The organism is Arthrobacter sp. YAF17 (genome assembly GCF_052113365.1).
In the GTDB taxonomy this organism is placed as follows: Bacteria; Actinomycetota; Actinomycetes; order Actinomycetales; family Micrococcaceae; genus Arthrobacter.
On sequence record NZ_JBFRDB010000009.1, the window covers coordinates 63,523 to 88,317 of the forward strand.

26 protein-coding genes are annotated in these 24,795 nt (G+C 68.8%); 5 read left to right on the top strand and 21 right to left on the bottom strand.

From position 1 onward, the window contains the following. Positions 1-115: 115 nt before the first annotated feature. Entirely contained in the window at positions 116-1,168 is a 1,053-nt protein-coding gene (gene recA / locus AB4Y67_RS09065) for a recombinase RecA (protein WP_441405446.1), read from the bottom strand. A gap of 276 nt (positions 1,169-1,444) precedes the next feature. Then, on the bottom strand, positions 1,445-1,663 hold the full coding sequence (locus AB4Y67_RS09070; RefSeq protein WP_160666697.1) for a DUF3046 domain-containing protein: 219 nt from the start codon (positions 1,661-1,663) through the stop codon (positions 1,445-1,447). 44 nt (positions 1,664-1,707) lie between these two features. Here AB4Y67_RS09070 and AB4Y67_RS09075 point away from each other — a divergent pair, with 44 nt between their 5' ends. After that, the gene (locus tag AB4Y67_RS09075) at positions 1,708-2,217 is read left to right on the top strand and encodes a MarR family winged helix-turn-helix transcriptional regulator (protein WP_441405447.1); all 510 of its coding nucleotides are present in this window, start codon (positions 1,708-1,710) and stop codon (positions 2,215-2,217) included. Positions 2,218-2,292: 75 nt separating this feature from the next. Here AB4Y67_RS09075 and AB4Y67_RS09080 read toward each other — a convergent pair whose 3' ends face one another. The 8 genes from AB4Y67_RS09080 to AB4Y67_RS09115 all read right to left on the bottom strand — a co-directional run bounded on the left by AB4Y67_RS09080 (position 2,293) and on the right by AB4Y67_RS09115 (position 11,094). Then, the gene (locus AB4Y67_RS09080) at positions 2,293-2,745 is read right to left on the bottom strand and encodes a helix-turn-helix domain-containing protein (protein ID WP_056432397.1); all 453 of its coding nucleotides are present in this window, start codon (positions 2,743-2,745) and stop codon (positions 2,293-2,295) included. A 155-nt stretch (positions 2,746-2,900) separates the two neighbouring features. Continuing rightward, positions 2,901-3,398 carry a CinA family protein gene (locus AB4Y67_RS09085; protein ID WP_441405448.1) on the bottom strand — a complete coding sequence of 166 codons (498 nt, stop codon included), beginning with the start codon at positions 3,396-3,398 and terminating at the stop codon, positions 2,901-2,903. Continuing rightward, positions 3,395-4,036 carry a CDP-diacylglycerol--glycerol-3-phosphate 3-phosphatidyltransferase gene (pgsA, locus tag AB4Y67_RS09090; RefSeq protein WP_441405449.1) on the bottom strand — a complete coding sequence of 214 codons (642 nt, stop codon included), beginning with the start codon at positions 4,034-4,036 and terminating at the stop codon, positions 3,395-3,397. The genes AB4Y67_RS09085 and pgsA overlap by 4 nt, the downstream gene beginning before the upstream one ends. 25 nt (positions 4,037-4,061) lie before the next feature. After that, positions 4,062-7,001: a DNA translocase FtsK gene (locus AB4Y67_RS09095; RefSeq protein ID WP_441405450.1), complete on the bottom strand. Its 2,940-nt coding sequence runs from the start codon at positions 6,999-7,001 to the stop codon at positions 4,062-4,064. Between the two features lie 172 nt (positions 7,002-7,173). Then, positions 7,174-8,865 (bottom strand): ribonuclease J, encoded by a 1,692-nt coding sequence (locus tag AB4Y67_RS09100; RefSeq protein ID WP_441405451.1) that lies wholly within the window; start codon positions 8,863-8,865, stop codon positions 7,174-7,176. Positions 8,866-8,926: 61 nt separating this feature from the next. After that, positions 8,927-9,835: a 4-hydroxy-tetrahydrodipicolinate synthase gene (dapA, locus tag AB4Y67_RS09105; RefSeq protein WP_441405452.1), complete on the bottom strand. Its 909-nt coding sequence runs from the start codon at positions 9,833-9,835 to the stop codon at positions 8,927-8,929. A 78-nt stretch (positions 9,836-9,913) separates the two neighbouring features. Next, a complete protein-coding gene (locus tag AB4Y67_RS09110; RefSeq protein ID WP_441405453.1) occupies positions 9,914-10,714 on the bottom strand; it encodes a carbon-nitrogen hydrolase family protein in 801 nt (266 codons plus the stop codon). Positions 10,715-10,734: 20 nt separating this feature from the next. Further along, the gene (locus AB4Y67_RS09115; RefSeq protein ID WP_441405454.1) at positions 10,735-11,094 is read right to left on the bottom strand and encodes a hypothetical protein; all 360 of its coding nucleotides are present in this window, start codon (positions 11,092-11,094) and stop codon (positions 10,735-10,737) included. A gap of 117 nt (positions 11,095-11,211) precedes the next feature. On the opposite strand from AB4Y67_RS09115, the gene AB4Y67_RS09120 reads away from it, so the two are divergent. Further along, positions 11,212-12,447: a heparan-alpha-glucosaminide N-acetyltransferase domain-containing protein gene (locus tag AB4Y67_RS09120; protein WP_441405455.1), complete on the top strand. Its 1,236-nt coding sequence runs from the start codon at positions 11,212-11,214 to the stop codon at positions 12,445-12,447. Positions 12,448-12,572: 125 nt separating this feature from the next. On the opposite strand, the gene AB4Y67_RS09125 is transcribed toward AB4Y67_RS09120, so the two are convergent. The 7 genes from AB4Y67_RS09125 to AB4Y67_RS09155 all read right to left on the bottom strand — a co-directional run bounded on the left by AB4Y67_RS09125 (position 12,573) and on the right by AB4Y67_RS09155 (position 18,374). Then, positions 12,573-13,055, bottom strand: coding sequence for a hypothetical protein (locus tag AB4Y67_RS09125; RefSeq protein WP_441405456.1), 483 nt, complete (start codon positions 13,053-13,055; stop codon positions 12,573-12,575). 5 nt (positions 13,056-13,060) lie between these two features. Then, positions 13,061-13,819 (bottom strand): 4-hydroxy-tetrahydrodipicolinate reductase, encoded by a 759-nt coding sequence (gene dapB / locus AB4Y67_RS09130; RefSeq protein WP_441405457.1) that lies wholly within the window; start codon positions 13,817-13,819, stop codon positions 13,061-13,063. A 120-nt stretch (positions 13,820-13,939) separates the two neighbouring features. Continuing rightward, positions 13,940-14,470, bottom strand: a complete 531-nt coding sequence (locus AB4Y67_RS09135) for a molybdenum cofactor biosynthesis protein MoaE (RefSeq protein ID WP_441405458.1) — start codon at positions 14,468-14,470, stop codon at positions 13,940-13,942. Then, the gene (locus tag AB4Y67_RS09140; RefSeq protein ID WP_441405459.1) at positions 14,460-14,972 is read right to left on the bottom strand and encodes a MogA/MoaB family molybdenum cofactor biosynthesis protein; all 513 of its coding nucleotides are present in this window, start codon (positions 14,970-14,972) and stop codon (positions 14,460-14,462) included. The genes AB4Y67_RS09135 and AB4Y67_RS09140 overlap by 11 nt, the downstream gene beginning before the upstream one ends. Beyond that, positions 14,969-15,481, bottom strand: coding sequence for a cyclic pyranopterin monophosphate synthase MoaC (gene moaC, locus AB4Y67_RS09145; RefSeq protein ID WP_441405460.1), 513 nt, complete (start codon positions 15,479-15,481; stop codon positions 14,969-14,971). Before moaC ends, AB4Y67_RS09140 begins: the two co-directional genes overlap by 4 nt. Continuing rightward, positions 15,469-16,692, bottom strand: a complete 1,224-nt coding sequence (locus AB4Y67_RS09150) for a molybdopterin molybdotransferase MoeA (protein ID WP_441405461.1) — start codon at positions 16,690-16,692, stop codon at positions 15,469-15,471. Before AB4Y67_RS09150 ends, moaC begins: the two co-directional genes overlap by 13 nt. A 92-nt stretch (positions 16,693-16,784) precedes the next feature. Beyond that, entirely contained in the window at positions 16,785-18,374 is a 1,590-nt protein-coding gene (locus AB4Y67_RS09155; protein ID WP_441405462.1) for a molybdopterin-dependent oxidoreductase, read from the bottom strand. 132 nt (positions 18,375-18,506) lie between these two features. On the opposite strand from AB4Y67_RS09155, the gene moaA reads away from it, so the two are divergent. From moaA to AB4Y67_RS09170, 3 genes are all read left to right on the top strand, one after another. Then, on the top strand, positions 18,507-19,643 hold the full coding sequence (gene moaA / locus AB4Y67_RS09160; protein WP_441405463.1) for a GTP 3',8-cyclase MoaA: 1,137 nt from the start codon (positions 18,507-18,509) through the stop codon (positions 19,641-19,643). Positions 19,644-19,650: 7 nt separating this feature from the next. Then, positions 19,651-19,917, top strand: a complete 267-nt coding sequence (locus tag AB4Y67_RS09165; RefSeq protein ID WP_441405464.1) for a MoaD/ThiS family protein — start codon at positions 19,651-19,653, stop codon at positions 19,915-19,917. Between the two features lie 119 nt (positions 19,918-20,036). Beyond that, on the top strand, positions 20,037-20,318 hold the full coding sequence (locus tag AB4Y67_RS09170; RefSeq protein WP_441405465.1) for a hypothetical protein: 282 nt from the start codon (positions 20,037-20,039) through the stop codon (positions 20,316-20,318). Between the two features lie 34 nt (positions 20,319-20,352). Here AB4Y67_RS09170 and AB4Y67_RS09175 read toward each other — a convergent pair whose 3' ends face one another. From AB4Y67_RS09175 to AB4Y67_RS09190, 4 genes are read right to left on the bottom strand one after another with little or no spacing between them, the layout of a single operon-like run. Then, a complete protein-coding gene (locus AB4Y67_RS09175) occupies positions 20,353-21,273 on the bottom strand; it encodes an alpha/beta hydrolase (RefSeq protein ID WP_441405466.1) in 921 nt (306 codons plus the stop codon). Positions 21,274-21,299: 26 nt separating this feature from the next. Continuing rightward, complete coding sequence (locus tag AB4Y67_RS09180; protein WP_441405467.1) at positions 21,300-22,010, bottom strand: TetR/AcrR family transcriptional regulator; 711 nt, start codon at positions 22,008-22,010, stop codon at positions 21,300-21,302. After that, on the bottom strand, positions 22,007-23,698 hold the full coding sequence (locus AB4Y67_RS09185) for a class I adenylate-forming enzyme family protein (RefSeq protein WP_441405468.1): 1,692 nt from the start codon (positions 23,696-23,698) through the stop codon (positions 22,007-22,009). Before AB4Y67_RS09185 ends, AB4Y67_RS09180 begins: the two co-directional genes overlap by 4 nt. Next, positions 23,695-24,792: a branched-chain amino acid ABC transporter permease gene (locus AB4Y67_RS09190; protein ID WP_441405604.1), complete on the bottom strand. Its 1,098-nt coding sequence runs from the start codon at positions 24,790-24,792 to the stop codon at positions 23,695-23,697. The genes AB4Y67_RS09185 and AB4Y67_RS09190 overlap by 4 nt, the downstream gene beginning before the upstream one ends. Positions 24,793-24,795 lie beyond the last annotated feature (3 nt).

The window sequence follows — 24,795 nt, forward strand, 5'->3', positions numbered from 1 at the left end:
GTCCCGTTCGGCAGGAGCATCCGCGCCCGAAGGCCCTTCCCGGGGCCCGTCTCCGCCGGCAAAGCCTGGGGCAGAATTCCGTGCTGGGAATCCTGCCCCTTTGCGTCGCCGGCCGTTAGAAACCGTCAACGGCCTTCAGCTTCGGTGAATCTTCGGTCTCGGCGGGGGCCTTTACGCCGACGCCAAGCTTCTCCTTGATGAGCCGCTCCAGCTCCGCAGCCAGCTCCGGATTGTCGCGCAGGAAGCGCCGGGAGTTCTCCATGCCCTGGCCCAGCTGGTCGCCATCGTAGGTGAACCAGGAGCCGGACTTCTTGATCAGGCCGTGCTCGACACCCATGTCGATGATGCCGCCTTCACGGGAAATGCCCTGACCGTAGATGATGTCGAACTCGGCGATCTTGAAGGGCGGGGCCATCTTGTTCTTGACGATTTTGGCCTTGGTGCGGTTGCCGACCGAGTCCGCGCCCTCCTTGAGGGTCTGGATCCGGCGGACGTCGATGCGGATGGAGGCGTAGAACTTCAGCGCCTTACCACCGGTGGTGGTTTCCGGGGAGCCGAAGAAGACGCCGATCTTTTCGCGCAGCTGGTTGATGAAGATGGCAGTGGTTTTGGTCTGGCTCAGCCGGCCGGTGATCTTACGGAGGGCCTGGCTCATCAGGCGGGCCTGCAGGCCCACGTGGCTGTCGCCCATGTCGCCTTCGATTTCCGCACGGGGAACGAGGGCCGCAACGGAGTCGATGACGATGACGTCAAGGGAGCCGGAACCAATCAGCATGTCCATGATTTCCAGGGCCTGCTCGCCGGTGTCCGGCTGGGAGACCAGGAGCGCGTCGGTGTCCACGCCCAGCTTGGCCGCATACTCCGGGTCCAGGGCGTGCTCGGCGTCGATGAAGGCAGCGATGCCGCCCAGGCGCTGGGCATTGGCGACGGCATGCAATGCCACGGTGGTCTTACCGGAGGATTCCGGACCGTAGATTTCCACAACACGGCCGCGGGGCAGTCCGCCAATTCCCAGGGCGACGTCCAGCGCGATGGAGCCGGTCGGGATGACCTCGATGGGCGCACGGACTTCGTCGCCGAGGCGCATGACCGAGCCCTTGCCGAACTGCTTGTCAATCTGGGCAAGCGCTGCGTCGAGCGCTTTCTGGCGATCCGGGGCTGCGGCCATGGTTCACACCTCTGATACTTTCTCGCTGTGGAGGGGCCGTTGCGGACCCTGTGTAGTGTTCGTGATCAGTGCTGCCTGATCTGTGTTCGTGATCAGTGCTGCTTGATCAGTTTTCTGTCATTACTGAAGCTACTGGCACCCACTGACAGAGTTGCCTGTTCGCCCCGCGTATGTGGAAAACACTCTGAAAAAAGCATAGTCCCATCCGAACAGATATTCGAACAATCGTGCGGCGTGTCAGGCGCAGGCTGTCAGGATGACACTGCGGCACCCGGGTCAGCGCGGTTTGACGTCGCGGCCCAGCCGCCGCTCGGGCGGCACATCCTGGACCTCGCACAACGCCAGCCACACCTGCCGTGGCGGTACGCCGGCACCCAAGGCCTGGTCGGCAGTCCGGCCGCCGACTCCCGCCAGGACCAGCGAGCTGCTGAGGACGCGGGAGTACCCCGCCCCGAATTCGTCATCCATAAGCCGCCAAAAGTCACTGATTCGCACTCTTCGAGTCTCTCACGCTGCGGGAGGACTCTAGAATGGTTGCCATGAGCAATCCCGCCGAAGGCCCTGGGATCCCGGGCGGCGCTGACGATTCCACCGAAGCGGCACTGACCGCCGTCGAGCACCAGTTGAGCATGCTCTGGCGCCGCGCCCGCTCCATCTCCCATCACCTCTCCCGCCAGGTCCACCCGGACATGGAACCCGCGGCCTACGGCCTGCTGGCCGTGATCCGGCGCCAGGGTGCCATCCGGCTGACCGAACTGGCGTCCAGCATCGGCGTCGGGAAGCCCTCGGTGAGCCGGCAGATCGCTTTCCTGGAACGCCTTGGCCTGGTGGCCAAGGAAGCCGACCCGCTGGACGGCCGTGCCCAGATAATCCGATTGACGCCGGTGGGCGAGGAGAAGATGCACGAGGTGCAGGACGCCCGGCGGGAAGTGTTCCGCGAACGGCTGGGTGAGTGGCCGACGGAGGAACTGCAGACCCTTGCCCGCTACATCGCCAAGCTCAACGCCACCTATGAGCGTGACGGTTTCCCCCGCGACGAACCGCAGTAACCCGCGGTCCGGGCCGGAAACGCAAGAAACCCCGGCACACCGCCGGGGTTTCTTGTCGAGTAGTGGGTGCCGGGGCTAGCGCGCCCCGGAAAGAAGGCCCTTGGCCAACTCTTCGTTGAGGTCCGTGTTGAGCTCACGGTCCAGGTCACGGCCGTACCGCTGTGCAAACTCCTGCGGGACGGTGTCCGGAACGGCAACACCCTCGGCGACGGCGACACGGTCGCTGACTTCGCGGAGCATGCTGGAGAGCGGAACATCGAGGGCCGAGCAGATCGAGGACAGCAGCTCCGAAGAGGCTTCCTTCTGGCCGCGTTCCACTTCACTCAAGTAGCCCAGCGAAACGCGGGCGCTGTGCGAGACTTCGCGGAGGGTACGGCCTTGGCGTTGGCGGACATCGCGCAGAACATCACCGATTTCGTGACGAAGTACAACCATCTTGCGCTCCTTCTGTTCGCTCTTAGCCTGATCGGCGAGGCCCACATCCTTCCAGCGGACAACGCCGTTAACGGATACGGGCTGCTTTACCATCTGTATCGCCTTGCTCCCTCTTTATGTCGAGCCCGCCGGTCAAAGCGGACACTGATGATGCTTTCATCCTAGGCGCCTCCCGTATTCGGAAGCGACACAATGTAACAACTATTAGGAATCGAGTTTTGTTCCCGGCAACTTTACGCCCGGTAGCCTTAGGGCGCCAGAGTTTCCAGCAGGCGTTCCAGGGCCGCGGCGCAGGCCTGGCCGCGGATTTCCGGCCGGTTGCCCTCGAAGCTGTACCCGAACGACGTCGCGCCCCCCGCCGTCGCGACACCGATGTAGACGGAGCCCACGTCCTTGCCGCCGTGCGGCTCGGGGCCGGCGACGCCGGTGGTGGAGACGCCGATGTCGGCGCCGCAGATCCTGCGGGCCCCCTCGGCCATGGCTTCGGCGACCTTCCCGTCGACGGCTCCGACGCTGTCCAGCAGTTCCCGGGGCACTCCCAGCACATCGGCCTTGACGGAGTTCTGGTAGGACACAACGCCGCCCTGCAGCATCCCGGACGCTCCGGGCGTGTCGGCCAGCACGGCGGCGACCATGCCGGCGGTCAGGGATTCGGCAGTCGCGACGGTCAGGCCGCGCCCGATCGCGCCGGTGACGGCCTCTTCAGCCAGGTGGTGCAGGTTGATCGTGTGGTGGGGGTTGGTCATGGCTTGCCCTCCTGGATCTTCTGTTGCTGTGCCCGGATGCCGCTGGCGCGCAGCTTGAGGGCCTCAATGACATATTCGACGCCGGTCCAGACCGTAATGGCCAGGGCCACCATCATGACGGCGAAGGCTACGAACCCGAGCCACGGCGCGATCGAGGCCAGCGGAAGGATGTACAGGAAGATGGCCACCGTCTGGATGACGGTCTTCAGTTTCCCGCCGCGCGACGCCGGGATCACCCCGTAGCGGATGACGAAGAAGCGCAGGGCGGTGACGCCCCATTCGCGGACCAGGATTAGGATGGTGACCCACCACGGCAGCTCGCCCAGCAGCGAGAGCATCACGAGGGCCGAGCCGATCAGCAGCTTGTCGGCGATCGGGTCGGCGATCTTGCCGAAGTCGGTGATGAGGCCGCGGCTGCGGGCGATGTCGCCGTCGAGCTTGTCCGTGTAGATGGCAAGGGCGAAAGTCGCCGCGGCAACCCAGCGCCAGACGCCGTTCTGGGCGACCAGCCCGGGTGCGTCGAGCAGCAGGAACCAGATGAAGAACGGCACCATCGCAATCCGCAGCATCGTCAGGATGTTGGGCAGGTTCCAGATCCGTGGGGCGGATCCGGCACTGTTTGCTTCTGGGCTATTCACCTTCCTAGGCTACCGTCTTCGCCTGCTACCGGCCGGTGAGCGACCAGGCGTCCTCGGAGCCATCCTCATCATCCCCGGAGCCGCCGTCGGCGCCGTCGTGGTACTCGATCGCCTGGGTGCGGTTGTCCAGGTCCGCCGCGACGAGGTCCTCCGCGTAGCCGCCCTGGGCGATGTTCGCGTTGGCGTTGTCGCTCAGCGCCGCGGTCTGCGAGTCGGCGGTGGCGGGCACGTCCATGCCCTTCATCGCGGCGAGGACCGCGGCCAGGTCGTCCGGCTTCACCAGGACGTCGCGGGCCTTCGAACCTTCCGAGGGACCCACCACTCCCCTGGACTCGAGCAGGTCCATCAGGCGGCCGGCCTTCGCGAACCCGACGCGCAGCTTGCGCTGCAGCATTGAAGTGGAGCCGAACTGGGTGGTCACCACCAGCTCGGTGGCCTGCAGCAGCACCTCGAGATCGTCCCCGATGTCGTCGTCGATCTGCTTCTTCTGCGCCTCGGGAGCGACGTCGTCGCGGTACACGGCCTTGAGCTGGCCCTTGACGTGTTCGACCACCTTGTGGATTTCGGACTCGGTGACCCAGGCGCCCTGGACACGCATGGCCTTGGAGGCGCCCATCGGCAGGAACAGCGCGTCGCCCTGGCCGATCAGCTTCTCGGCGCCCGGCTGGTCCAGGACCACGCGGGAGTCAGTGACCGAGGAGGTCGCGAACGCCATCCGGGACGGCACATTGGCCTTGATCAGGCCGGTGACGACGTCGACGGAGGGCCGCTGCGTGGCGAGCACGAGGTGAATGCCGGCCGCGCGGGCCAGCTGGGTAATGCGGACGATCGAGTCTTCGACGTCGCGCGGGGCGACCATCATGAGGTCGGCGAGTTCGTCCACGATCACCAGCAGGTAGGGGTACGGCCGGATGACCCGCTTGGAACCCTCGGGCGGGTGGACCTTGCCGGCACGGACGGCCTTGTTGAAGTCGTCGATGTGCTTGAAACCGTAGTTGGCGAGGTCGTCGTAGCGGGCGTCCATTTCGCGGACCACCCACTGCAGGGCCTCGGCGGCCTTCTTGGGGTTGGTGATGATCGGGGTGATGAGGTGCGGTACGCCCTCGTAGGCGGTGAGTTCCACCCGCTTGGGGTCCACCATGACCATGCGGACCTCGTCGGGCGTGGCGCGCATCAGGATGGAGGTGATCATCGAGTTCACGAACGAGGACTTGCCGGCGCCGGTGGCGCCTGCGACCAGCAGGTGCGGCATCTTGGCGAGGTTGGCGACGACGTAGCCGCCCTCGACGTCCTTGCCGACGCCCATGACCATCGGGTGGTCGGTGCGCCGGGCGTTCTGGCTGCGGAGCACGTCGCCCAGGGACACCGTCTCGCGGTCCGAGTTGGGGATCTCGATGCCGATGGCGGACTTGCCCGGGATGGGGCTCAGGATGCGCACGTCGGAGCTGGCGACGGCGTAGGAGATGTTCTTGGACAGTGCCGTGACGCGTTCCACCTTGGTGCCCGGGGACAGTTCGATCTCGTACCGGGTGACGGTGGGGCCGCGGCTGAAGCCGGTGACCTGCGCTTCCACGTTGAACTGGTTGAGGGTTTCGGTCAGCGACGCGACGATCGCGTCGTTGGCCTCGGTGCGTTCCTTGGGGATGGAGCCCGGGGTCAGGACGTCCGACGCCGGCAGCGTGTACGTCACGTCGCCGGCGAGCGAGAGCTGCTCGGTGCGCTGCGGGATCGGCGTGGGAAGCGGCGCCGGGGCCACGGGGTTGGAGGGGACCTTCGCGGCGGCTGCGACCGCCGCGGTGCCGGGTGCGGGGGCGTCCGGGTTCAATGACCCGGCGGCGATCATCCCCGGGGTGACCAGCGGAATCGCCTCGGTGGCGTTCTCCCCCGCCGCGGCACTTCCGAGGCCCTGGGCGGCCTTGATCTTCTCGACGGCGATCTCGGCCTGGGTGGGGCGGCGCACCCCGGGCGCGACGGACTTGGCGCCCGCTTTCGCGCCGCCCGCGGCCCGGGCGGCCTCGGCTTCCTCGTCGGCGATGAGTGCCCGCTCGAACGCCTCGTCGCCGACGTAGCCTTCGAGCCCGGATTCGTCCTCGGGGTCCTTGCCGAAGAGGCGGCGGCGCTTCTTCTTCGCCGGGGCCGGGGTGTCGTTTTCGTAGAGGTAGCTGCGGTCGTGGCCGTCGCCGCCGTCGGCGTCGTGATCCTGCAGGTCTATTCCCATGAGGTGTTCATAGGCGCCGCGCAGCCGGGCGGGGATGGCGCCGAATGGCGTGGCGGTGATGATCAGCAGGGACGTGAAGGCGAGCAGGCCGTAGACGGCCAGCGGGACGGCGGAGTGGATGGCGGCCAGTGGGGCCGCGGCAAGGTAACCGAGCATGCCGCCGGCGTGGCGCAGACCGTCGAAACCGTCGGCGACGGTCGGTTCCCCGCCAATGACGTGGGCAAGGCCGGAACCGGCGAAGGTCATGATCAGGAAGCCGATCCCGATCCGGTTGTTGCCGCGGCCGTCGACGGGCTGGCGGAACAGGCGGAAGGCGCAGACAAAGAGCATCAGCGGCAGGAGCAGCGCCATCCAGCCGAAGGTGCCGTTGACGATCCCGTAGACCATGTCCGGGAACCAGCCCTGGAAACCCCACCAGGCGAAAGTGGCGACGAAGACCCCGAGTGCGAGGTTGAACAGGGCTGCGCCGTCGCGGCGGTCCTCTGGCGCGAGATCGCTGACGTCGTAGCCGATCCGGCGGATGCCCGCCCCGACCACATGCGCAACACCCAGCCAGGCGCCGGCCACAACCCGGACCAGCCAGGGCTGCCTGGGTTCGACGGCGGCCATCTGGCGGGTGCGCGCGGTGCCGGTCGATCTGCCGGTCCTGCTGGATTTGGACGCAGCCGGGCCGGAGCCCCGGGTCGAAGAGCTGCCTGATTTACCGCTGGAGTTTCCTCTTGGCGCGGAGGAAGTACGTGTCGCCATACCCGCAACGGTACCCGACGCGGGCTTGAAAACCGCGGATTTCCGGGGTTCCGCGGGGATCATGTTGCCGTCCGAACACGCAAAAACGGCCCTCCCGGTCCGCCGCAAGCGGGAGCCTGCGGCAGGCCGGGAAGGCCGTCGTGGTGCGGAGCGCTGACGCTACCGCCGGCGCTTAGGCCTCCAGGACCACCGGGATGATCAGGGGCTTGCGGCGGAGCTTGCGGTTGACCCAGGTGCCGACGACGCGGCGGACAACCTGCTGCAACTGGTGCGTGGTGTGGTCCGAGCGGTTGAGCACGGCTTCTTCCAGGGCGGCGTTGATCTTGGGGATGATCTCGTCGAAGACGGAATCGTCTTCGGCCACGCCGCGGGCGTGGATCTCAGGCCCGGAGACGACCTTGCCGGTGGCGCGGTGAATCACGGTGATGATGGAGATGAAGCCTTCATCGCCGAGGGTCTGGCGGTCCTTGAGGTCAGCTTCGGTGACTTCGCCGACACTGGAGCCGTCGACATAGACGAAGCCGACTTCGACCTGGCCGACGATGTCGGCCTGGTGGTCGCGGAGGTCGACGACGGTGCCGTTGTCCGCGAGAAGGATGCTCTCTTCGGGGACACCGGAGTCGAGGGCGATCTTGCCGTTAGCGATCAGGTGGCGGGTTTCGCCGTGAACCGGCATTGCGTTCAGCGGCTCGAGGATGTTGTAGCAGTAGAGCAGCTCGCCGGCGGCGGCGTGGCCGGAGACGTGCACCTTGGCGTTGCCCTTGTGGATGACGTCGGCGCCGAGCTTGAGCAGGCCGTTGATGATGCGGAAGACGGCGTTCTCGTTGCCCGGGATCAGGCTGGAGGCGAGGATGACAGTGTCGCCCTTGCCGACGACGACGCGGTGGTCACCGTTGGCCATGCGGGACAGTGCTGCCATCGGTTCGCCCTGGGAACCGGTGGACATCAGCACCACGCGGTTGTCCGGCAGGTTGTCGATGTTCTTGATGTCGACCAGGATGCCCGGGGGCACGTCGAGGTAGCCGAGCTTCTCCGCGATGGTCATGTTGCGGACCATCGAGCGGCCGACGAAGGCCACCTTGCGGTTGTGGTTGGCGGCGGCGTCGAGCACCTGCTGGACGCGGTGCATGTGCGAGGAGAAGGACGCGACGATCAGGCGCTTGGAGGCCTGGCCGAAGAGCCGGTCCAGGACGGGTCCGATTTCCTTTTCGGCGGTGGTGAAGCCCGGCACGTCGGCGTTCGTGGAGTCGGACATGAACAGGTCCACGCCTTCTTCGCCGAGCTTGGCGAAGTGGCGGAGGTCGGTAATGCGGCCGTCGAGCGGCAGCTGGTCCATCTTGAAGTCACCGGTGTGCAGCACGGTGCCGCCGGCGGTGCGGAGGAACACGGCAAGGGCGTCCGGGATGGAGTGGTTGACGGCCACGAATTCGCATTCGAACGGGCCGAACTTCTGGACCTGGCCCTCGGTGACGGTCTGGATGATCGGCTTGATCCGGTGTTCCTGCAGCTTCGCCTCGATGAGGGCCAGGGTCAGCCGGGAACCCACCAGGGGAATGTCGGCGCGCAGGCGCAGCAGGTACGGGACGGCGCCGATGTGGTCCTCGTGGCCGTGGGTCAGGACGACGGCGACGATGTCATCGAGGCGGTTCTCGATGTAGGAGAAATCGGGCAGGATCAGGTCGACGCCGGGCTGGGTTTCCTCCGGGAAGAGGACGCCGCAGTCGACGATGAGCAGCTTGCCGTCGATCTCGAAGACGGTCATGTTGCGGCCGATCTCCCCCAGGCCGCCGAGCGGGACGATCCGCAGGGTGTCCTTGAGCAGTTTCGGCGGCGTGACAAGGCCGGGAAGGGCGGTTTGGGTCATAATGCACTACTTTCCAGGCGGGTACCGGCCCGGTCATTCCTGAACAGGATCAAGCACCTGATCAGGAAAAGACCATTCCGGCTTCCGCCAAGTCCTCGCGGATGGATTCGATCTCAGCTTTGTCCGGCTCCACGAGGGGCAAACGGACAACCGAGTTGGGCAGGACTCCCTGCCACTTAAGAACTTGCTTCGCAGCAACAGCACCCTGGATATGGGTCATCACTGCACGGACCACGGGGTCCAGTTCGAAATGTATGGTGCGGGCGGTGGCGAAATCGCCCGCAAGTGCGGCATCGATCATGGCGCGGAACTGCCGCGTCGCGACGTGCGCGGAGACGCTCACGAGTCCGGCGGCCCCGGCTGCCATCCACGGCAGGGTCAGCCCGTCATCGCCGGAGTAGACGTTAAGGTCGGTGTTTGCGAGGACCCGGGTAACGGCCGCGAAGTCGGCTTTGGCGTCCTTGAGCGCAACAATGTTCCGGTGATCAGCGAGCCGGATCATGGTTTCGGGCAGGATCGGCACGCAGGCACGGCCGGGGATGTCGTAGACCATCACGGGAAGGTCGGCGGCGTCGGCGACGGCTTCAATGTGGGCCTGGATTCCGGCCTGGCTCGGCTTGTTGTAGTACGGCGTGACAATCAGCTGGCCGTGGGCTCCGGCTTTGGCGGCGCGCTTGGCCATCTCGATCGAGTGGGACGTGTGGTTGGTGCCGGTTCCGGCGATCACCTTGGCACGGTCCCCCACGGCTTCCACGACCACGCGGAAGAGCTTTTCTTTCTCATCGTCCTCCAGAGTGGAGGTTTCGCCCGTGGTGCCGGAAATGACGAGGGCATCGTGGCCGTCGTCGACGAGCTTGATGGCCAGCTCCGCGTTCTGCTGGTAATCGACTTCACCGTCGGAAGTGAAAGGCGTGACCATGGCGGTTACGAGGGATCCGAACGTGGAAGAGCGAGTGAGAGAGTCAGCCATATGAAAAACGTTACCCTGTCCCCGGTGTGATCGGACAATGACGGCGACGTGATGAAGATCAAATCCGGGCCGGGAGCCTCACCCGCGGTCCGGCCGGGGGGCCGGCTCCCGGCGCCTTCCGGCCCCGCGTTCGTAGGCRTAGTGGTCCAGGGTCCCGTACTGCAGGGTCGCGGTCACCACCTCGGACCCCGTCCCGGCGGCCTGCCGGATGACGAGCCCGTCCGGCCCCCAGAAACCGCTGCCGCCGGCCGAGGGGCCGAACTCCGTGGTGCCGCCGAGGTTCGCCAGCACGCTGAACATCCTGTGGTCCATGGCGCGGGCGCCGAGGTGCAGGGCAAGCCGGTGGTCCTCGCCGGCGGAGTAGAGGGCCGAGACGGCATAGATGTCGGCGCCCGCCTCCGCGGCCTCGCGCGCATGAACCGGGCGGGCGGCATCGAGGCAAACGGCCAGGGCAATTTTCCAGCCGTCGAGGTCCAGGACGGCGGGGCGGTCCCCGGGCTTGAAGAACTGCTGCTCCGGGCCGTGGAGCCAGACCTTGAATGACGCTTCCACGTCACCGCCGGGCTGCAGGGCGAGGGACGCCAGCCGGGACGTGCCGTCCGCTTCCCGGAACGGGGCCCCGACAACCGCGGTAATGCCGGTCCGCCGGCAAATTTCGCGCACGCCGTCCAGCCGCGGGTCCGCGGCAGTAACCCACCGCTCCGGGTCCGCCAGTCCTCCCAGGTCGTAGCCGGTCAGGGAGAGTTCGGGGAAAACCACCAGCCGGGCACCGTGGTCGGCCGCGTCTTCGATGAGGCGGATGTGCTCCGGAACGTTGGCGGCAAGGCCTCCGTCGAGGGCTGTGTACTGGATGGCGGAAAGCGTCAGCGCGGTGGTCACAGTGCCATCCTAGGCGGGGCCTACCCGGCGGGGGCAGTCCCGCCGGAAGGTGCGGCGCAGTAGCGGCTGACGGCGTCCTCCCGCAGCCCCTCCGCCCACGCCGCGAGCCGCTGGGCCGCCCGGACGTAGTCGAAGAGTTCGCCGGGCGTGAGCGCAACGAGCTCGGTTTCGGCGAGCCGGCGGGCCAGTTCGGCGCCGGGCGCCTGCGCCGACAGGACGGTCCCCTCCTTGTGCCACTGGACGTCCTCTGCCGGTTCCCCGGCGACGAGCTGCCGGAAGAGGAAGTCCACGACGCCGGGACTCATCGCTTTCAGCACGCCTGCTGTTGCATCCGACGGGACAGCGTCCGGCGGGAAGGCGGGTTCTGGTCGGTTGTTCATGACGACATCTTATTCGAACATATATTCGAACACAAGGGGCTGTGCAGCTCCTGTGAACATCCCCCAATCCTTCCCCTGGCCGAAGTTCACCGGCCCTGATCGTGAGACGATCAAAAGATGACGTCGCGCGGAACAGCCTCCACTTCCCGGTCCGCAGCAGGCAAGATCGCGGGTCCGCGGCTGTCAGGCATCGACGCCGCCCGCGGAGTGGCCCTCCTGGGCATGATGGCCACGCACATCTTCCCGACCTTCGAGTCAAACGCCCAGCTCACGCCCACCTGGGTGGGGCTGGTGTTTTCCGGGCGCGCCTCGGCCCTGTTCGCCGTCCTCGCCGGAATCGGGCTGGCACTCTCAACCGGCAAGGAACAGCCGCTGCACGGTCCCCCGCTGTGGGCAGCCCGCCGGGGAGTCGCGCTCCGGGCCCTGGTGATCGGCGCCGTAGGGCTTTCGCTCGGCGGGCTCGAAGTGAACATCGCCATCATCCTGGTCCACTACGCCGTGTTGTTCCTTTGTGTGCTGCCGTTCCTTGGGCTCGACGTCAAGCACCTGCTGGTGCTGGCTGCCGGCTGGGTGCTTGTCAGCCCGGCGGTGGCCTTCCTGCTGCGGCCGTGGCTCCTCACCGCCGAACCTCCCCTGCAGCTGGGCCACAACCCGCTGTGGGAGGACCTGTCCACGCCGTCCGTGCTGCTCGGGGACCTCTTCCTGACCGGCTACTACCCCGTCCTGCAATGGATTGCCTACCTGCTGATCGGCCTCGCGATCGGCCGGCTGGCCCTCACCTCGGCGGCGGTCCCGGTCCTGCTGCTGGCCGTGGGATCCGCAGTGGCGGTTCTGGCCAAGTGGCTCAGCATCGTGATGATGGAGGACTGGGGTGGCAGGGCTGCGCTGCAGGCTTCGCTGCTCAATCCCTCGTATCCGCTGGAGAGCCTCCTGCAGGTCAACCTGGCCGGCGTGGACCAGACCGGTTCCGCCTGGTGGCTCGCCTCCAGCGCCCCGCATTCGGGCACCACGCTGGATCTGCTGCACACCTCGGGCGTGGCGGCCGCCGTCGTTGGCCTCTTCCTGATCCTGGGCCGGCTGGTCCAGGGTGCCCGGCTGGACGCGTTGCTCCCGCTGCGGGGGGCCGGCGCCATGACCCTGAGCCTCTACACGGCACACCTGTGCGTGATGGCCTCGCTGTACGGCCAGCCGCTGCCGGCAGGATGGACGGTCGAGGGCGTCTATTGGGTGCAGGTGGCGGCGATCCTCGCCCTGGGCGGAATCTTCGCAGCTTTGGCGTGGCGGGGGCCGCTGGAGTGGGTGGCGCATGCCGCCAACCAGCTCGGCCGGTACCAGCCGGCCCGCATCCGCTAGCTCTCCCGGAGCTGTGCCCGCGGCCGGGGGTGCCGGGCTTGGGGCCGCACGGGGCCGCACGGCAGTCGCCGCGGCCCTCCCTCCAGGGCGAGCTGCCCGGCCGCGGAATTCCCGACGGCGGCGGATCAGGCCTGGCGGGATCCCGTGCGGTACAGCCGGACGGCGTCACGCATTGCGGCGCGCGCCCGCTTGCGGTCTCCCGCGGCGTCATAGGCGCAGCTGAGCCGGAACCAGGAGCGCCAGTCGTCCGGCGCGGCTTCCGTCTCGGCGCGGTATTTCTCAAATTCACGGTCCGCGGCCTCACGGATGATCCGCCCCGCGGGGGTGCGCGGCAGATTGTCTTCCGGCAGCCCGCCCTCGGCTTCGAGGATTTTCGCCAGCCGTTCGGTCCGGGCGCCGAAGAGCAGTTCGCGGACCAGGGCCCAGGCGCCGATCACCGGCAGGAGCAGATACGCAACGCCGATGGCCTTGGCCACCGGGTTGGGGTCCGTCATCAGCAACACCGCGCGCTGGAAGGACACCACTAGGTAGAAGACCAGCAGGAGCGTGACGGCCCCGACCCAGATCTTGGTGCGGTTGGCTTTGAAAGCGGTCAGGACGTTGGCCACGGCGTTCAGAGCCCCAGGTCCAGGTAGCCGTCCAGGCCGACAGTGAGGCCAGGGTTGGCCGCGACGTTGCGCACGCCCAGCAGCACTCCGGGCATAAACGAGGCACGGTCGAAGGAGTCGTGCCGGATGGTCAGCTGCTCCCCCGGCCCGCCCAGCAGGACCTCCTGGTGCGCCACCAGGCCGCGGAGCCGGACGCTGTGGACGCGGACGCCGTCGACGTCGCAGCCGCGCGCGCCGGGGCGCTCGCTGGTGGTGGCGTCCGGGCTGGCGGGGAGGCCGGCGGCTGCACGCTCGGCGGAGATCAGCTGCGCGGTCCGCTCGGCGGTGCCGGACGGGGCGTCCACTTTGTCCGGGTGGTGCAGTTCGACGATTTCGACCGATTCGAAGTACCGCGAAGCCTTGGCCGCGAAGGCGGAGGCAAGGACCGATCCGAGCGCGAAGTTCGGCGCGATCAGGACTCCCACGCGGGGCTGGCCGGCGAGGAGTTCCTCGAGCCGGCCCAGCCGCTCCGGATCCCAGCCGGTGGTGCCCACAACGGCGTGCATGCCGTGTTCGACGGCGAAGCGGACGTTCGCTTCGGTGCTCTCGGGGACGGTCAGGTCCACCACGATCCGGGCTCCGGCGTCGACGAGGGTGTCCAGGGAATCGTTCCGGCCCAGCGCGGCGACAAGCTTCAGGTCCGCGGCGGCCTCGACGGCGGTCACCGCTTCGGCGCCCATGCGCCCGTTCGCGCCCAGCACGGCGACTGCGAGTTGTTCGGTCATGCCATCAACCCTACCGCCGGGGCGGGTGCCGCCTTGAACCGGGGACCGCGCGTTACAGGCCCGCCAAGTTCCGCAGACCATGCGCACATCCGGTGCACCTCCGGTGCGGCGCGGGCGGCCCTACGCCCCCGCGCCGACCCACTCGACCGTGCCGTCGGTGAAGAACTGTTCCTTCCAGATCGGAACCTGGGCCTTGACCCGGTCCACCAGTTCCGAGCAGACTGCGAAGGCTTGGCCACGGTGCGCGGCGGACACGGCGCAGACCAGGGCGGGATCACCGATTTCCAGCATCCCGATCCGGTGCGCCACCCAGATCCGCACCGGCTGGGCCGCGCCGCTGCCCGTCTCCGCGCCGGAGCCGGAGCCTGCCGCAGTGCCTGCCCCGGCGGGTTCTCCCGCGGCCGCCTGCTCGGCGACGAGCTGCGCGACGACGTCGGCCATCACCTGGTGCGCGGTCGGGTGCGCGCTGTAGCTGAGCCGCTGGACCGGTTTGCCGCCGTCGTGGTTCCGGACGACGCCGCTGAAGCTGACTACCGCGCCCGCCGTGTCCGATTCCACGGCGGCGATGGCCTGGTCCACGGAGATGGGCTCGGCGCTCAGCACAGCGTTCAGCACTTCAAAGGCTGGTTCAAGGGCTGGTTCAGTGGCCATGGCTGCCCTCCAGCTGGTCGCAGAGGTGTCCGAGGACGGGATCCAGCACGCTGAGGCCGTCCATGACGCCCTTCGGGGAGCCGGGGAGATTGACGATGAACGTCTGGCCGGCCGCACCGGCGTGGCCCCGGCTGAGCATCGCCAGCGGGGTTTTGGCGATGCCTGCGCCTCGGATGCCTTCCATGATGCCGGGGATCTCCCGGTCCAGCAGGGGCAGGGTCTGTTCCGGGGTGGCGTCGGTGGGGCTGAGGCCCGTGCCGCCGCTGGTGATGATGACGGCGGGCGCCTGGGTCAGGAGCGCGCGCAGGGCTGCGCCGACGGCTTCGCCGTCCGGGACCACCATGGCCGGGTAGGTCTCGAAGCCGTGTTCGGTGAGCCAGTCGATGATGACGGGGCCGGTGAGGTCCTCATAGATTCCGGCCGCGGCCCGGGTGGAGGCGATCACGACGCCGGCCTTCCGCCCGGTGGCTTCGCCGTGCCGGTGTGGTTCGGGCATGCTCATATTGTCCAGTCCCCGCTCTTGCCGCCGCTTTTGGCCAGCACTTTGATGTCGGTCAGTACCGCGTGCTTGTCCACGGCCTTGATCATGTCGTACACGCTGAGGGCGGCCACGGAGGCTGCGGTCAGCGCTTCCATCTCGACGCCGGTGATGCCGCGGGTCTTGACGGTGGCGAAGACGGTGACGGTGTCGGTGTCGAGTTCGAAGTCGACGGTGACTTTGGCGATCGGCAGCGGGTGGCACAGCGGGATCAGGTCCGCGGTCTTCTTGGCGGCCATGATCCCGGCGACTCTGGCCACGGCGAGGGCGTCGCCCTTGGGCAGATCTCCGGCGCCGAGGAGGGCCAGGACCTCGGCGGTGCTTCGGACCGTGGCGGTGGCCGTGGCCTCGCGGGTGCTCTCCGCTTTGTTGGACACGTCCACCATCTGGGCCGTGCCGTCCTGCCGGAGGTGGGTTAGGCCTGTGGTTCCCGTTAGCCGGATTTCTTCGTTCTCTTCGTTCACAGCATCCATACTTCCACCTCGGCGCCCTCGGCGAGCGCGGCAATTCCTTCCGGCACCTGGATCAGGGCGTTGGAGTGCGCCAGGGCACTGACGAGGTGCGAGCCGGCGCCGCCTTCCAGCCGGACGGTGCCGTCCGGGAGGGCCGTGCCGCGCCGCACCTGGTGCTTGCCCGGCGGGGACGTCAGCGCCCCGGCGAGCCGTGCCTTGACCACCGGACGCGGTGCGGGAGAGCCGAAGAGTTCTCCAAGCGCCGGGCGGAGGAACATCTCGAAGGAGACTAGGCAACTCACGGGGTTCCCCGGGAACCCGAGGACCGGAACGCCGTCGAAAGTTCCGATTCCCTGCGGGCCGCCGGGCTGCATCGCGACGCCGAAGAAGTCGACGTCGTGGCCCTCCATCGCCTGCCGGACCACCTCGTAGGCGCCCTTGCTGACGCCGCCGGTGGTGACAATCAGGTCCACGTCCGCGGCATGCCGGCGCAGCAGGGCGGCGAGTTCCTCCGGGCGGTCGGTGGAGATCCCGGTCCGGGTGACGTCGAGGCCGGCCTGGCGCATGGAGGATTCCAGCAGGGTGGAGTTGGAGTCGTAGATCTTGCCGGCGCCCAGGGGGCCGCCCGGCTCCACTACCTCGTCCCCGGTGGTGACCAGCAGGATCCGCAGCGTCCGGTAGACGGGCACCTCGGTGAATCCCAGGGCGGCCAGGAGCCCCAGCTGGCCGGGCCCGAGGAAGGTGCCGGCGCCGAGGGCCTGCTCCCCGGCCCTGATGTCGCTGCCCGCGTCGCGGACGAAGTTCCGTGCCGGGACGGCGGGCAACCGGACCGTGGCGGGGACGCCGGGCGCGGGGTACAACGAAGGCACGGCCTGTTCGATTGGGACGACGGCGTCCGCCCCGGGCGGCATCATGGCGCCGGTCATGATCGGGGCGGCGGTCCCGGCGGCCAGCTCGGGCGGCGCAGCACCGGCCGGAACGGGAGCGACCACGCGCAGTTCGCCGCCGCCATCGGGCACGTCGGCGCTGCGGATGGCGAAGCCGTCCATCTGTGAATTCTCGAAGGGGGGCAGGTCCAGCGGAGCCACGATGTCCGCCGCGAGTCCCCGGCCAAGCGCCGCGAGGATCGGGAGCCGTTCAATCCGGTCCGGGGTGCGGAGCGGGGACAGGAGCCGGCGGACCGATTCGCGGTGCTCTTCCACGGTGACGTGCCGTGCCTGGGTGCGGTGCATGCGTTGGTGACCCCTCGTCTTGAGCCTGTGGCTGGGTTCTCCGGTCCGGCTCCCTGGCCCGGCTCCCTGGCCCGGCGTGGTGGCCCGGCCCGTTAGGACTTCACGTCAACTCTAACCGTGTGGAAGCCGGTGGCCCCGCTGGGCGCAGCGGGCGCGCGGTCCTCTACCTGTGCGGCGCCGTTAAGGTCCGTGGCGCGGACCTGGACCTCGTACTGGCCGGGGGTGAGCGGCAGGGCCARCTTCCACTGGTACCAGGTGTCCTTGGAGATCCCAGGGGCCAGCTCAGCCTGCTGCCACGCGCCGCGGTTGACCCTGAGCTCCACGCGGCCGATCCCGGTGTGCTGGGCCCAGGCGACCCCGCCGAAGGCGACCATGCCGGCGTTCACGGAGTGGCCGTCCCGGGGCACGTCGATGCGGGAGGAGGTCTTGACGGGTCCCTGCTCGCTCCACCCGCGGGGTGTCCAGTATCCGACGTCGTCCGCGAAGCGCGTCACCTTGAGCTCAGTGACCCACTTGGTGGCCGAGACGTAGCCGTAGAGGCCGGGAACGATGAGCCGGACCGGGAAGCCGTGTTCCAGCGGCAGCGGTTCTCCGTTCATCCCGACGGCGAGGAGCGCGTCCCGGCTGTCCGTCAGCACCTCCAGCGGAGTGCCCGCGGTCCAGCCGTCCGCGCTGCGGGACAGGACCATGTCCGCGCCGTCCTTCGGACCGGCGAGTGCCAGCAGATCCCGGACCGGCCAGCCCAGCCAGCGCGCATTGCCGATCAGGTCCCCGCCAACCTCGTTGGAGACGCAGGCGATGGTGACGTGCCGTTCGACCAGGGGCTTGGCAAGCAGCGTGGCGAAGTCCAGCGAGACTTCCCGCTCCACGAGCCCGGTGACCTTCAGGGTCCACTGGCCCGGGTCCAGCACCGGGACGCGAAGTGCGGTGTCGATCCGGTAGAAATCCTTGTTGGGGGTCACCAGCGGACCCACCCCGTCCAGCCGGACCTCGGCGCCGGCCGGGATGGGCGGAGCCGGCGACGCCGGTACGGGGAGCGCCAGCTTGCTGCGCAGTTCACTGACGACGGCGGCGGCCCCCCGGAACGTCGCGGCGAGGACCCCGGCGAGGACGGCAACGGCGGCTGTACCGCCCAGCACCTGGAAAAAGCGGCGGCGGGAAGCGGGCCGGCTGGGCGTGGCGCTTTCTGGAGCACCGGCTCCGGGACCGGGACCCGCCGGCACTGCCGCCTCTTCGGTTTGCCACTCCTCCAGCCGCCGGATCAGCCACCTCAGCAGGATCATGCCCACGACGGCGGCGAGCAGCGGGACAGGAACCGCGTTGGGCGTCAGCTCGCTCCGGCCCAGCACGGCCGCCAGCCCGGCCACGCCGAAGACCGCGATGATGGCGACCCCGGCGAAGCGGCGCCGCAGCTCCACGACTCCGGCCAGGGCGGCCAGCGCCGCGATGACGAGTCCCATGCCGCCCAGCAGGGCGACCTTGTCCGCCGTACCGAAGAGCGCAACGGCCCAGTCCTTCACACCGGGCGGGACCACATCGATCACGGCGCCCCCGACGGCGGTCACCGGCGAGAGCGACGGGCTCACGAGACCGGCCGCGAGCTCGCCCAGGGCGAGCCCCGTTCCGACGGCCACGACTCCGGCCGCCGCTGCCAATGCCGTCGCCCGCTGGGAGGTGTTCACCCCTCCAGCATAGGTTCGCGCCGGCGCGGCGGCACCGGCTGCCGGGCAATGCGCCAGACCGGGCGCACTACCGGGCGCAATATGGGGCTCAACAGCAGTGATGCCGGGGCCGAGGTGGCGTAGCCTGACATTATGAGTGTTCAGCTTGGTATGCCCCAGCCCCGCGCGGAGGACGGTTCCGGCGCGGGCACTTCCGGCCTGCAGCTCCCCGGGCGCCCGGCCGGGATGCCCGCCGGCCTCGTGGACCGCTACGGCCGCCGCGCCACCGACATGCGGCTCTCGCTGACGGACAAATGCAATCTGCGCTGCACCTACTGCATGCCCGCCGAGGGCCTGGAGTGGCTGTCCAAGCAGGCCGTGATGTCCGCGGAGGAAATTGTCCGGATCGTGCGGATCGGCGTCGACATGCTCGGCGTGCGGGAACTGCGGCTCACCGGCGGTGAACCGCTGGTCCGGGCCGATCTGATGGACATCATTTCTGCGCTCCGCCACGCCCACCCCGACCTCCCGATCTCCATGACCACCAACGCCGTCGGGCTGGACAAGAAAGCCGCGGGGCTCAAGGCCGCCGGGCTGTCCCGGATCAACGTTTCGCTGGATTCGCTCCATGAGGAAACGTTCACCCAGCTGACCCGCCGCCCCTTCCTGAACAAAGTGCTGGCCGGCGTCGACGCCGCCTGGGCCGCCGGGCTGGGCCCCGTGAAGCTCAACGCCGTGCTGATGCGCGGCATCAACGACGCCGAGTCCCCCGCCCTCCTGGCCTGGGCGCTGGACCGCGGCTACGAACTGCGCTTCATCGAGCAGATGCCGCTCGACGCCGACCACGGCTGGACCCGCCGGAACATGATCACCGCGGCGGAAATCCGCGAGCTGCTCTCCGTCGACTACGTGCTCAGCAGCGATCCGAGGGACCGCGACGGCGCCCCGGCAGAACGCTTCGAGGTCCGGGCCCGCGTGCCCGGCACGGCCGAGGCGACCGGGCCGGCGCTCGGAACCGTGGGGATCATCGCCTCCGTGACCGAGCCGTTCTGCTCCGATTGCCGCCGCACCCGAATCACGGCCGAGGGCAAGATCATGAGCTGCCTGTTCTCCCGCGAGGAAGTCGATCTGCTGGGGCTGCTCCGCGAGGGCGCCAGCGACGAACAACTCGCCGAACGCTGGCAGGATGCCATGTGGATCAAGCCCAAGGCCCACGGCATGGACCACGTCGGACTGGACGCCCCGGACTTCGTCCAGCCGGACCGCAGCATGAGCGCCATCGGAGGCTGAAATACCTGTGAATGTACGTTACTTCGCTGCCGCGCGCGCTGCTGCCGGCGTCGACGAGGAGCTCTTCGATCTCCCCGCAGACGCCACCGTCAGCTCACTGCTGGAGGCGATCCTCGCCGTCGAGCGCCCGGAACCTCCGGCCGGGACCCCGCCGCTGGCGCGGCTGCTGTCCCGAAGCAGCTTCCTGCTCAACGAGGTGGCGGTGCGGAACCGGGCAGCCACACTGCGGCCGGACGACGTCGTCGACGTGCTGCCGCCGTTCGCCGGCGGCTAAGACCTGCCGGATCCCGGCCGCTCCCCGACCGGATTTTTGGGTACCGCACACTCCCCGCCGCGCGTAGCTTGGAAGCATCCCAGCAATCCCGGGATCACCAGCCGGAAGGACAGGAAGCGATGTACACCTTGCAGATAGAACACGCAATCACAGACTTTGACGTGTGGAAGGCCGCGTTCGACCGCGACCCCGTGAACCGTGCCGCGTCCGGGGTCACCGCACACCGGGTCAGCCGCCCGGTGGACGATCCGCACTCCGTGGTGGTCGAACTCGATTTTGAGCAGCGCGCCCAGGCGGAGGCGCTGCTTGCGAACCTGCAGACCAAGGTCTGGAACTCCTCCGACTTGGCCCCCGCGCTCAAGGGTGCCCCGAAGACCCGGATTCTCGAGTCCGCTCTCTAAAAAGCGCCGGTGGTCCAGCGTCAGAGCCCGGCCCCTACGCGACGGCCAGCGCCTCCCGCACCGTGTCCGCGACGGCGGCGGCACCCGCCGCGCCCATGACGATGGTGTAGTGATTGACGTCCGGTATCTCGCGGACCGTCAGGGCGGGCAGCTTCTCCGCCCAAGCGTCCAGATAGCCGGGCGCGTACAGGCCGCCGGGTTCGTTGAGCAGGCCGCGCGGCGCCCGCAGCACCAGGGTCTCCACAGCAAGCTCCTCCAAGGCCTTCAGGAGTGAGGCACCGCGGTGCAACTCGGCGGTATCGTCCGCCATCGCCTGGTAGCGGGTGGCCGGCCGGAGCACCGGTTCCTCACCGGTGAGGTCGTAGTCCACGTACTCCTCCACAAGCGGGCTCCAGTCGGCGCTAAAGGCCGGATGCTGCCTCCAAAAGCTGCGGTAGACCTCACGGCTGGGAAAAGTGGCGTTCAGCCGCTCGGCCGCGGGACCCAGCACGGCGGCGACGATCTGCTCGTCGCTGAGGCCCGCCGGAACCTGCAGCGGCAGACCGCCGTCGACCAGTACGAGGGACCGCACCCGCTCCGGGAACAGGTTCGCCAGCACCACGGCGGCGAAGGCCCCCATCGAATGGCCGACGACGACCACGGGCCCGGTGCTGAGTGCGGCCAGCACGGCCGCGAGATCCTCGGCGTGGGCGGGCATACCGTACGGCGCCGGGAGCGCGTTGCTGCGGCCCCGTCCGCRCAGGTCGGGGGCGATGATCCGGACGTCCGGCAGGGCTTCGGCCAGTTCCGGCCAGGCCTTGTGCGACGCGGTCACCCCGTGCACCGCCAGGATGGTCGGGGAAGCGGGGTCCTCGGGGCCCCAGATGGCGGTGTGCAGGGTGCCGCCGCGGACCTCAACCTCGGTGGTCCGGTAGCTCGAGGTGCTGGCTGCCTGGTTTGTGGCTGGAGTGCTCACTGCTTGATGGCTCACTGCTGGAGTGCTCACTGGGCGGTCCCTTCCTGGGCCTGAATGGTTCTGGGGGCGGCGCCGGGTGCTGCACTGGGGGCGGCCCCGGTGGCGCCGGGGGCGGCCCCGGGCGCGGGGGCGAGGGCGCGTTCGATGAACTGCATCATTTCCTCGAAGACTTCCTCCGGGACATCCGGGCGGGCGCCCTGGGCGGGTTCGGCGCCTTCTTCGTCCCACAGCACCCAGCGCATTCCGATCAGCTCACCGATGCCCATCAGGGCCCAGGCGGCTACCGTGGGGTCCATCTCCCGGACTTCGCCGCTGAGTTGCGCGGCCTTGAGCCCTTCGATGTAGCCGTTGACGATCCGGGTGTAGTGCAGCCGCAGCGCCCCGGGCGAGACGAACTCGGCCTGCCGGATGATCCGGTACAGCGCGGGGTGGTCCGCGGTGAACTTGAAGAAGGCCCGGAACCCTGCGCGTTCGGCCGCGAGCCTGGTCCCGGCGGAGCGGGCGGCGTCCGTCATGGCGTGCCGGACCCGCCGGTTCAGGTCCTCGACCACCTCGTCGAAGATGGCCTGTTTGCCCTCGAAGTACAGGTAGAAGGTGCCGAGGCCGACGCCGGCCTCCTCGGTGATCTTGACGATCGAGGCCTCGTGGTAGCCCACCGACGCGAACACCGTCTCGGCGGCCTGCAGCAGCTTGGCCCGCGTGCGGGTGCCCCGCGCCGTGCGGGGTACGGCGCTCATCGCCGGCCCCAGTCCGCGGAAACCGCATCCGCGGCAACCGCGTTTGGCAGGGCGGCCGCGGGAAGGGCGGCCGCCCCGCGTCCGTGGCGTCCCGCCGGCCGTTGCTCGTCCAGTTGCTGCCGCAGCCGAGCCCGCAGCACCTTGTTCAAAGCCGTCCGCGGCAGGGCACCCACCGTCTCGATCCGCGAGGGAACCTTGAAATGCGCCAGCTGTGCTGCGCAGTGGTCCAGGAGTTCCTGCTCGTCCGTGGCGAGGCCGGGACGGACCACCACAAAGGCGACGCCCGTTTCGCCCCAGCGCTGGTCCTCCACCCCGACGACGGCGGCCTGCGCCACCGCCGGATGGGCCAGCAGCGCCGCCTCGACCTCGGCCGGGGCCACGTTCTCGCCGCCGGAAATGTAGATGTCCTTGAGCCGGTCCACCACTTTGATGTAGCCCTCGGCGTCGCGCTCCACCAGATCACCGGTGCGCAGCCACCCGCCGGCCAGGACGGACGCGGTGGCGGCGGGATCGCGGAAGTAGCCGGCGAAGACCCCCGGGCCGCCCACCAGCAGCTCCCCGGACGCGGCGCCGTCGAGGACCTCCCCGGTGACCGGATCGGCCACCGCGACGGCGACATGCGGATACGGTTTGCCCGAGTAGCCGACCATCCGGGCGGCATCCTCGTTGGCCAGGCAGAGCACATTGGGCGACGCCTCGGTCAGCCCGTAGCCCTGGCTCAGCGCCACTCCCCTGCGGTGCCAGATCCGCAGCAGCGGCGCAGGCATGGGGGCCCCGCCCACCACGGCGTGCCGGAGGCTACCGAGCTCGGCGGAGGCGAAGTCGGGGTGTTCGGCGAGCATCAGGTACTGGGTGGGGACGCCCATGAGCATGGTGACCCGGCGTTCCGCGATCAGCTGCAGGACACGGCCGGGTTCGAAGCCGCGTTCCAGCACCACGGTGGCGCCCGTCCACCAGGCCAGCAGGGGCTGGATGTTCCAGCCGCCGACGTGGAACTGCGGGAGCACGGCCAGCACAACGTCGGTGCTGCCCAGGTCGAGGGTCCGGGACAGCGAGAGGTTGGTCCAGAAGCAGTTTGCGTGGGTCAGCACGGCAGCCTTGCTGGCCCCCTCGGTGCCGGATGTGAAGATCATCAGGAGGGGGTCGTCGTCGCGCACCTCCCTGGCGAGTTCAAGCCCGCGGACGTCCGGCCGGCCGCCGCCCGCAGCGGGCGCCGGCTGGATCCGGGACGGCGGCGGCACGGACTTTTCGACGCCGCCCGGGCCCAGCGCAGCCGTCCGGGGCCGGTGCGGCAGCAGCGTGCACGCCCCCGCGGCGAGCGAATCGAGTTCGTCCTCGACAAGCAGGAGCTGGGGGTCGGCGAGTTCCAGCTGGGCTGCCAGTTCCCGGGGTGACAGCCGCCAGGACAGCGGCACCAGGACCAGCCCGGCCTTGGCGCAGGCAAAGAACACCACCACGTGGTCCGAGCTGTTCCCGGTCAGGGTCGCTATCCGGTCCCCCGTGACGTAGCCGGCACTTTTCAGTCCGGCGGCGAGGCCCGCCGCCCGGCGTTCCAGTTCGCCGTAGCTCAGGGTGCAGCCGCGGTCGTCGACGGCGATCCGGTGCGGGGTGGCGAGGCTCCGGTCCGTGGTCCAGCGGCCCAAGGTGTGCAGTCCGTCAACCCGGCCCGGACCTGTTGTGCTGCTCATGCCGATTCCTCCAGGATCTCGCGGGACGTCGCCGTCCTGTCCTTGCCGGCACCGTCGTTTCCGGCGCCGCCGTTTCCGGCGCTGTCGTTTCCGGTGTCCCGGACCCGCCGGTTGCGGCGCTGGGCCAGCCGCTGCGCGGTGCCCGTCAGGCCTCCGGGCAGGAAGAGCACCACGAGGATGAACAGGGTGCCCAGGATGAACAAGGGCTCAGACAACGGTACCCGCAGGATGTCCGGCAGCGCATCGATGGCGTCCGAGTTCGCGAGGGTCGTGAGGCGCTGGTCCAGGATCGTGTAGAACACGCCGCCGATCACGGCGCCCCAGCGGGAGCCGACGCCGCCCAGGACCACCATGACCAGCAGGGTGATGGTGAGGTCGGCGGACATGGCACGCGGGACGGCGCCGCTCTGCAGGAGCAGGAACACCATGCCGATGATGCTGACCAGGACGGCGGAGACCACGAAGATCAGCAGCTTCACGAGGTACGGCTGCAGGCCCAGGACGCGGACGCGCAGTTCGTTCTCGCGGACCGCTGCCGCAACGTGTCCGGCCCGGGAGGACTGCACCCAGGTGACCACGACGAACACCGCCACGAGCACAGCCAGCGCCAGCCAGTAGAGGTTACGGGTATTTACCACGCCGACAAGGAAATCGGGCAGGTTGTCGGTGCGCAGGGTCAGGCCCTCGTCGCCGCCGGTGGTGCCGTCCGGGTTGCGGCCCACGATCACCGAGCCGGCCTGGGCGAAAGCGAGCGTGACCATGGCGAAGGGGATGCCGCTGACCCGCAGGCTGATGCTGCCCACCACATGGGCCAGCACGATCACCACCAGCAGGGTCAGGCCCATCGCGGGCAGCAGCGGGATATCCAGGTTCTGCAGGATGATCGCCAGCCCGTAGACGCCGGCGCCGAAGTACAGGGCATGGCCGAAGGAAAGCAGTCCGGCGACGCCGAGCAGCAGGTGGTAGGTCAGGGCGGCGGCGGCCATCAGCATGCACATGGCCAGCAGCTGCAGGGAACCCGGCGTGTACGTCGGCCCGGGCAGCACGCCGGGCAGGGACAGGTTGAGCAGCGGCAGCAGGACCAGCAGCACCATCCC

Coding starts and splice junctions, on each gene's coding strand:
- recA (WP_441405446.1), bottom strand. CDS start 1,168: ATGGCCGCAGCCCCGGATCGCCAGAAAGCGCTCGACGCAGCGCTTGCC.
- AB4Y67_RS09075 (WP_441405447.1), top strand. CDS start 1,708: ATGAGCAATCCCGCCGAAGGCCCTGGGATCCCGGGCGGCGCTGACGAT.
- AB4Y67_RS09080 (WP_056432397.1), bottom strand. CDS start 2,745: ATGGTAAAGCAGCCCGTATCCGTTAACGGCGTTGTCCGCTGGAAGGAT.
- AB4Y67_RS09085 (WP_441405448.1), bottom strand. CDS start 3,398: ATGACCAACCCCCACCACACGATCAACCTGCACCACCTGGCTGAAGAG.
- AB4Y67_RS09095 (WP_441405450.1), bottom strand. CDS start 7,001: ATGGCGACACGTACTTCCTCCGCGCCAAGAGGAAACTCCAGCGGTAAA.
- AB4Y67_RS09100 (WP_441405451.1), bottom strand. CDS start 8,865: ATGACCCAAACCGCCCTTCCCGGCCTTGTCACGCCGCCGAAACTGCTC.
- dapA (WP_441405452.1), bottom strand. CDS start 9,835: ATGGCTGACTCTCTCACTCGCTCTTCCACGTTCGGATCCCTCGTAACC.
- AB4Y67_RS09115 (WP_441405454.1), bottom strand. CDS start 11,094: ATGAACAACCGACCAGAACCCGCCTTCCCGCCGGACGCTGTCCCGTCG.
- AB4Y67_RS09120 (WP_441405455.1), top strand. CDS start 11,212: ATGACGTCGCGCGGAACAGCCTCCACTTCCCGGTCCGCAGCAGGCAAG.
- dapB (WP_441405457.1), bottom strand. CDS start 13,819: ATGACCGAACAACTCGCAGTCGCCGTGCTGGGCGCGAACGGGCGCATG.
- AB4Y67_RS09135 (WP_441405458.1), bottom strand. CDS start 14,470: ATGGCCACTGAACCAGCCCTTGAACCAGCCTTTGAAGTGCTGAACGCT.
- AB4Y67_RS09140 (WP_441405459.1), bottom strand. CDS start 14,972: ATGAGCATGCCCGAACCACACCGGCACGGCGAAGCCACCGGGCGGAAG.
- moaC (WP_441405460.1), bottom strand. CDS start 15,481: ATGGATGCTGTGAACGAAGAGAACGAAGAAATCCGGCTAACGGGAACC.
- AB4Y67_RS09150 (WP_441405461.1), bottom strand. CDS start 16,692: ATGCACCGCACCCAGGCACGGCACGTCACCGTGGAAGAGCACCGCGAA.
- moaA (WP_441405463.1), top strand. CDS start 18,507: ATGAGTGTTCAGCTTGGTATGCCCCAGCCCCGCGCGGAGGACGGTTCC.
- AB4Y67_RS09170 (WP_441405465.1), top strand. CDS start 20,037: ATGTACACCTTGCAGATAGAACACGCAATCACAGACTTTGACGTGTGG.
- AB4Y67_RS09180 (WP_441405467.1), bottom strand. CDS start 22,010: ATGAGCGCCGTACCCCGCACGGCGCGGGGCACCCGCACGCGGGCCAAG.
- AB4Y67_RS09185 (WP_441405468.1), bottom strand. CDS start 23,698: ATGAGCAGCACAACAGGTCCGGGCCGGGTTGACGGACTGCACACCTTG.
- AB4Y67_RS09190 (WP_441405604.1), bottom strand. CDS start 24,792: ATGGTGCTGCTGGTCCTGCTGCCGCTGCTCAACCTGTCCCTGCCCGGC.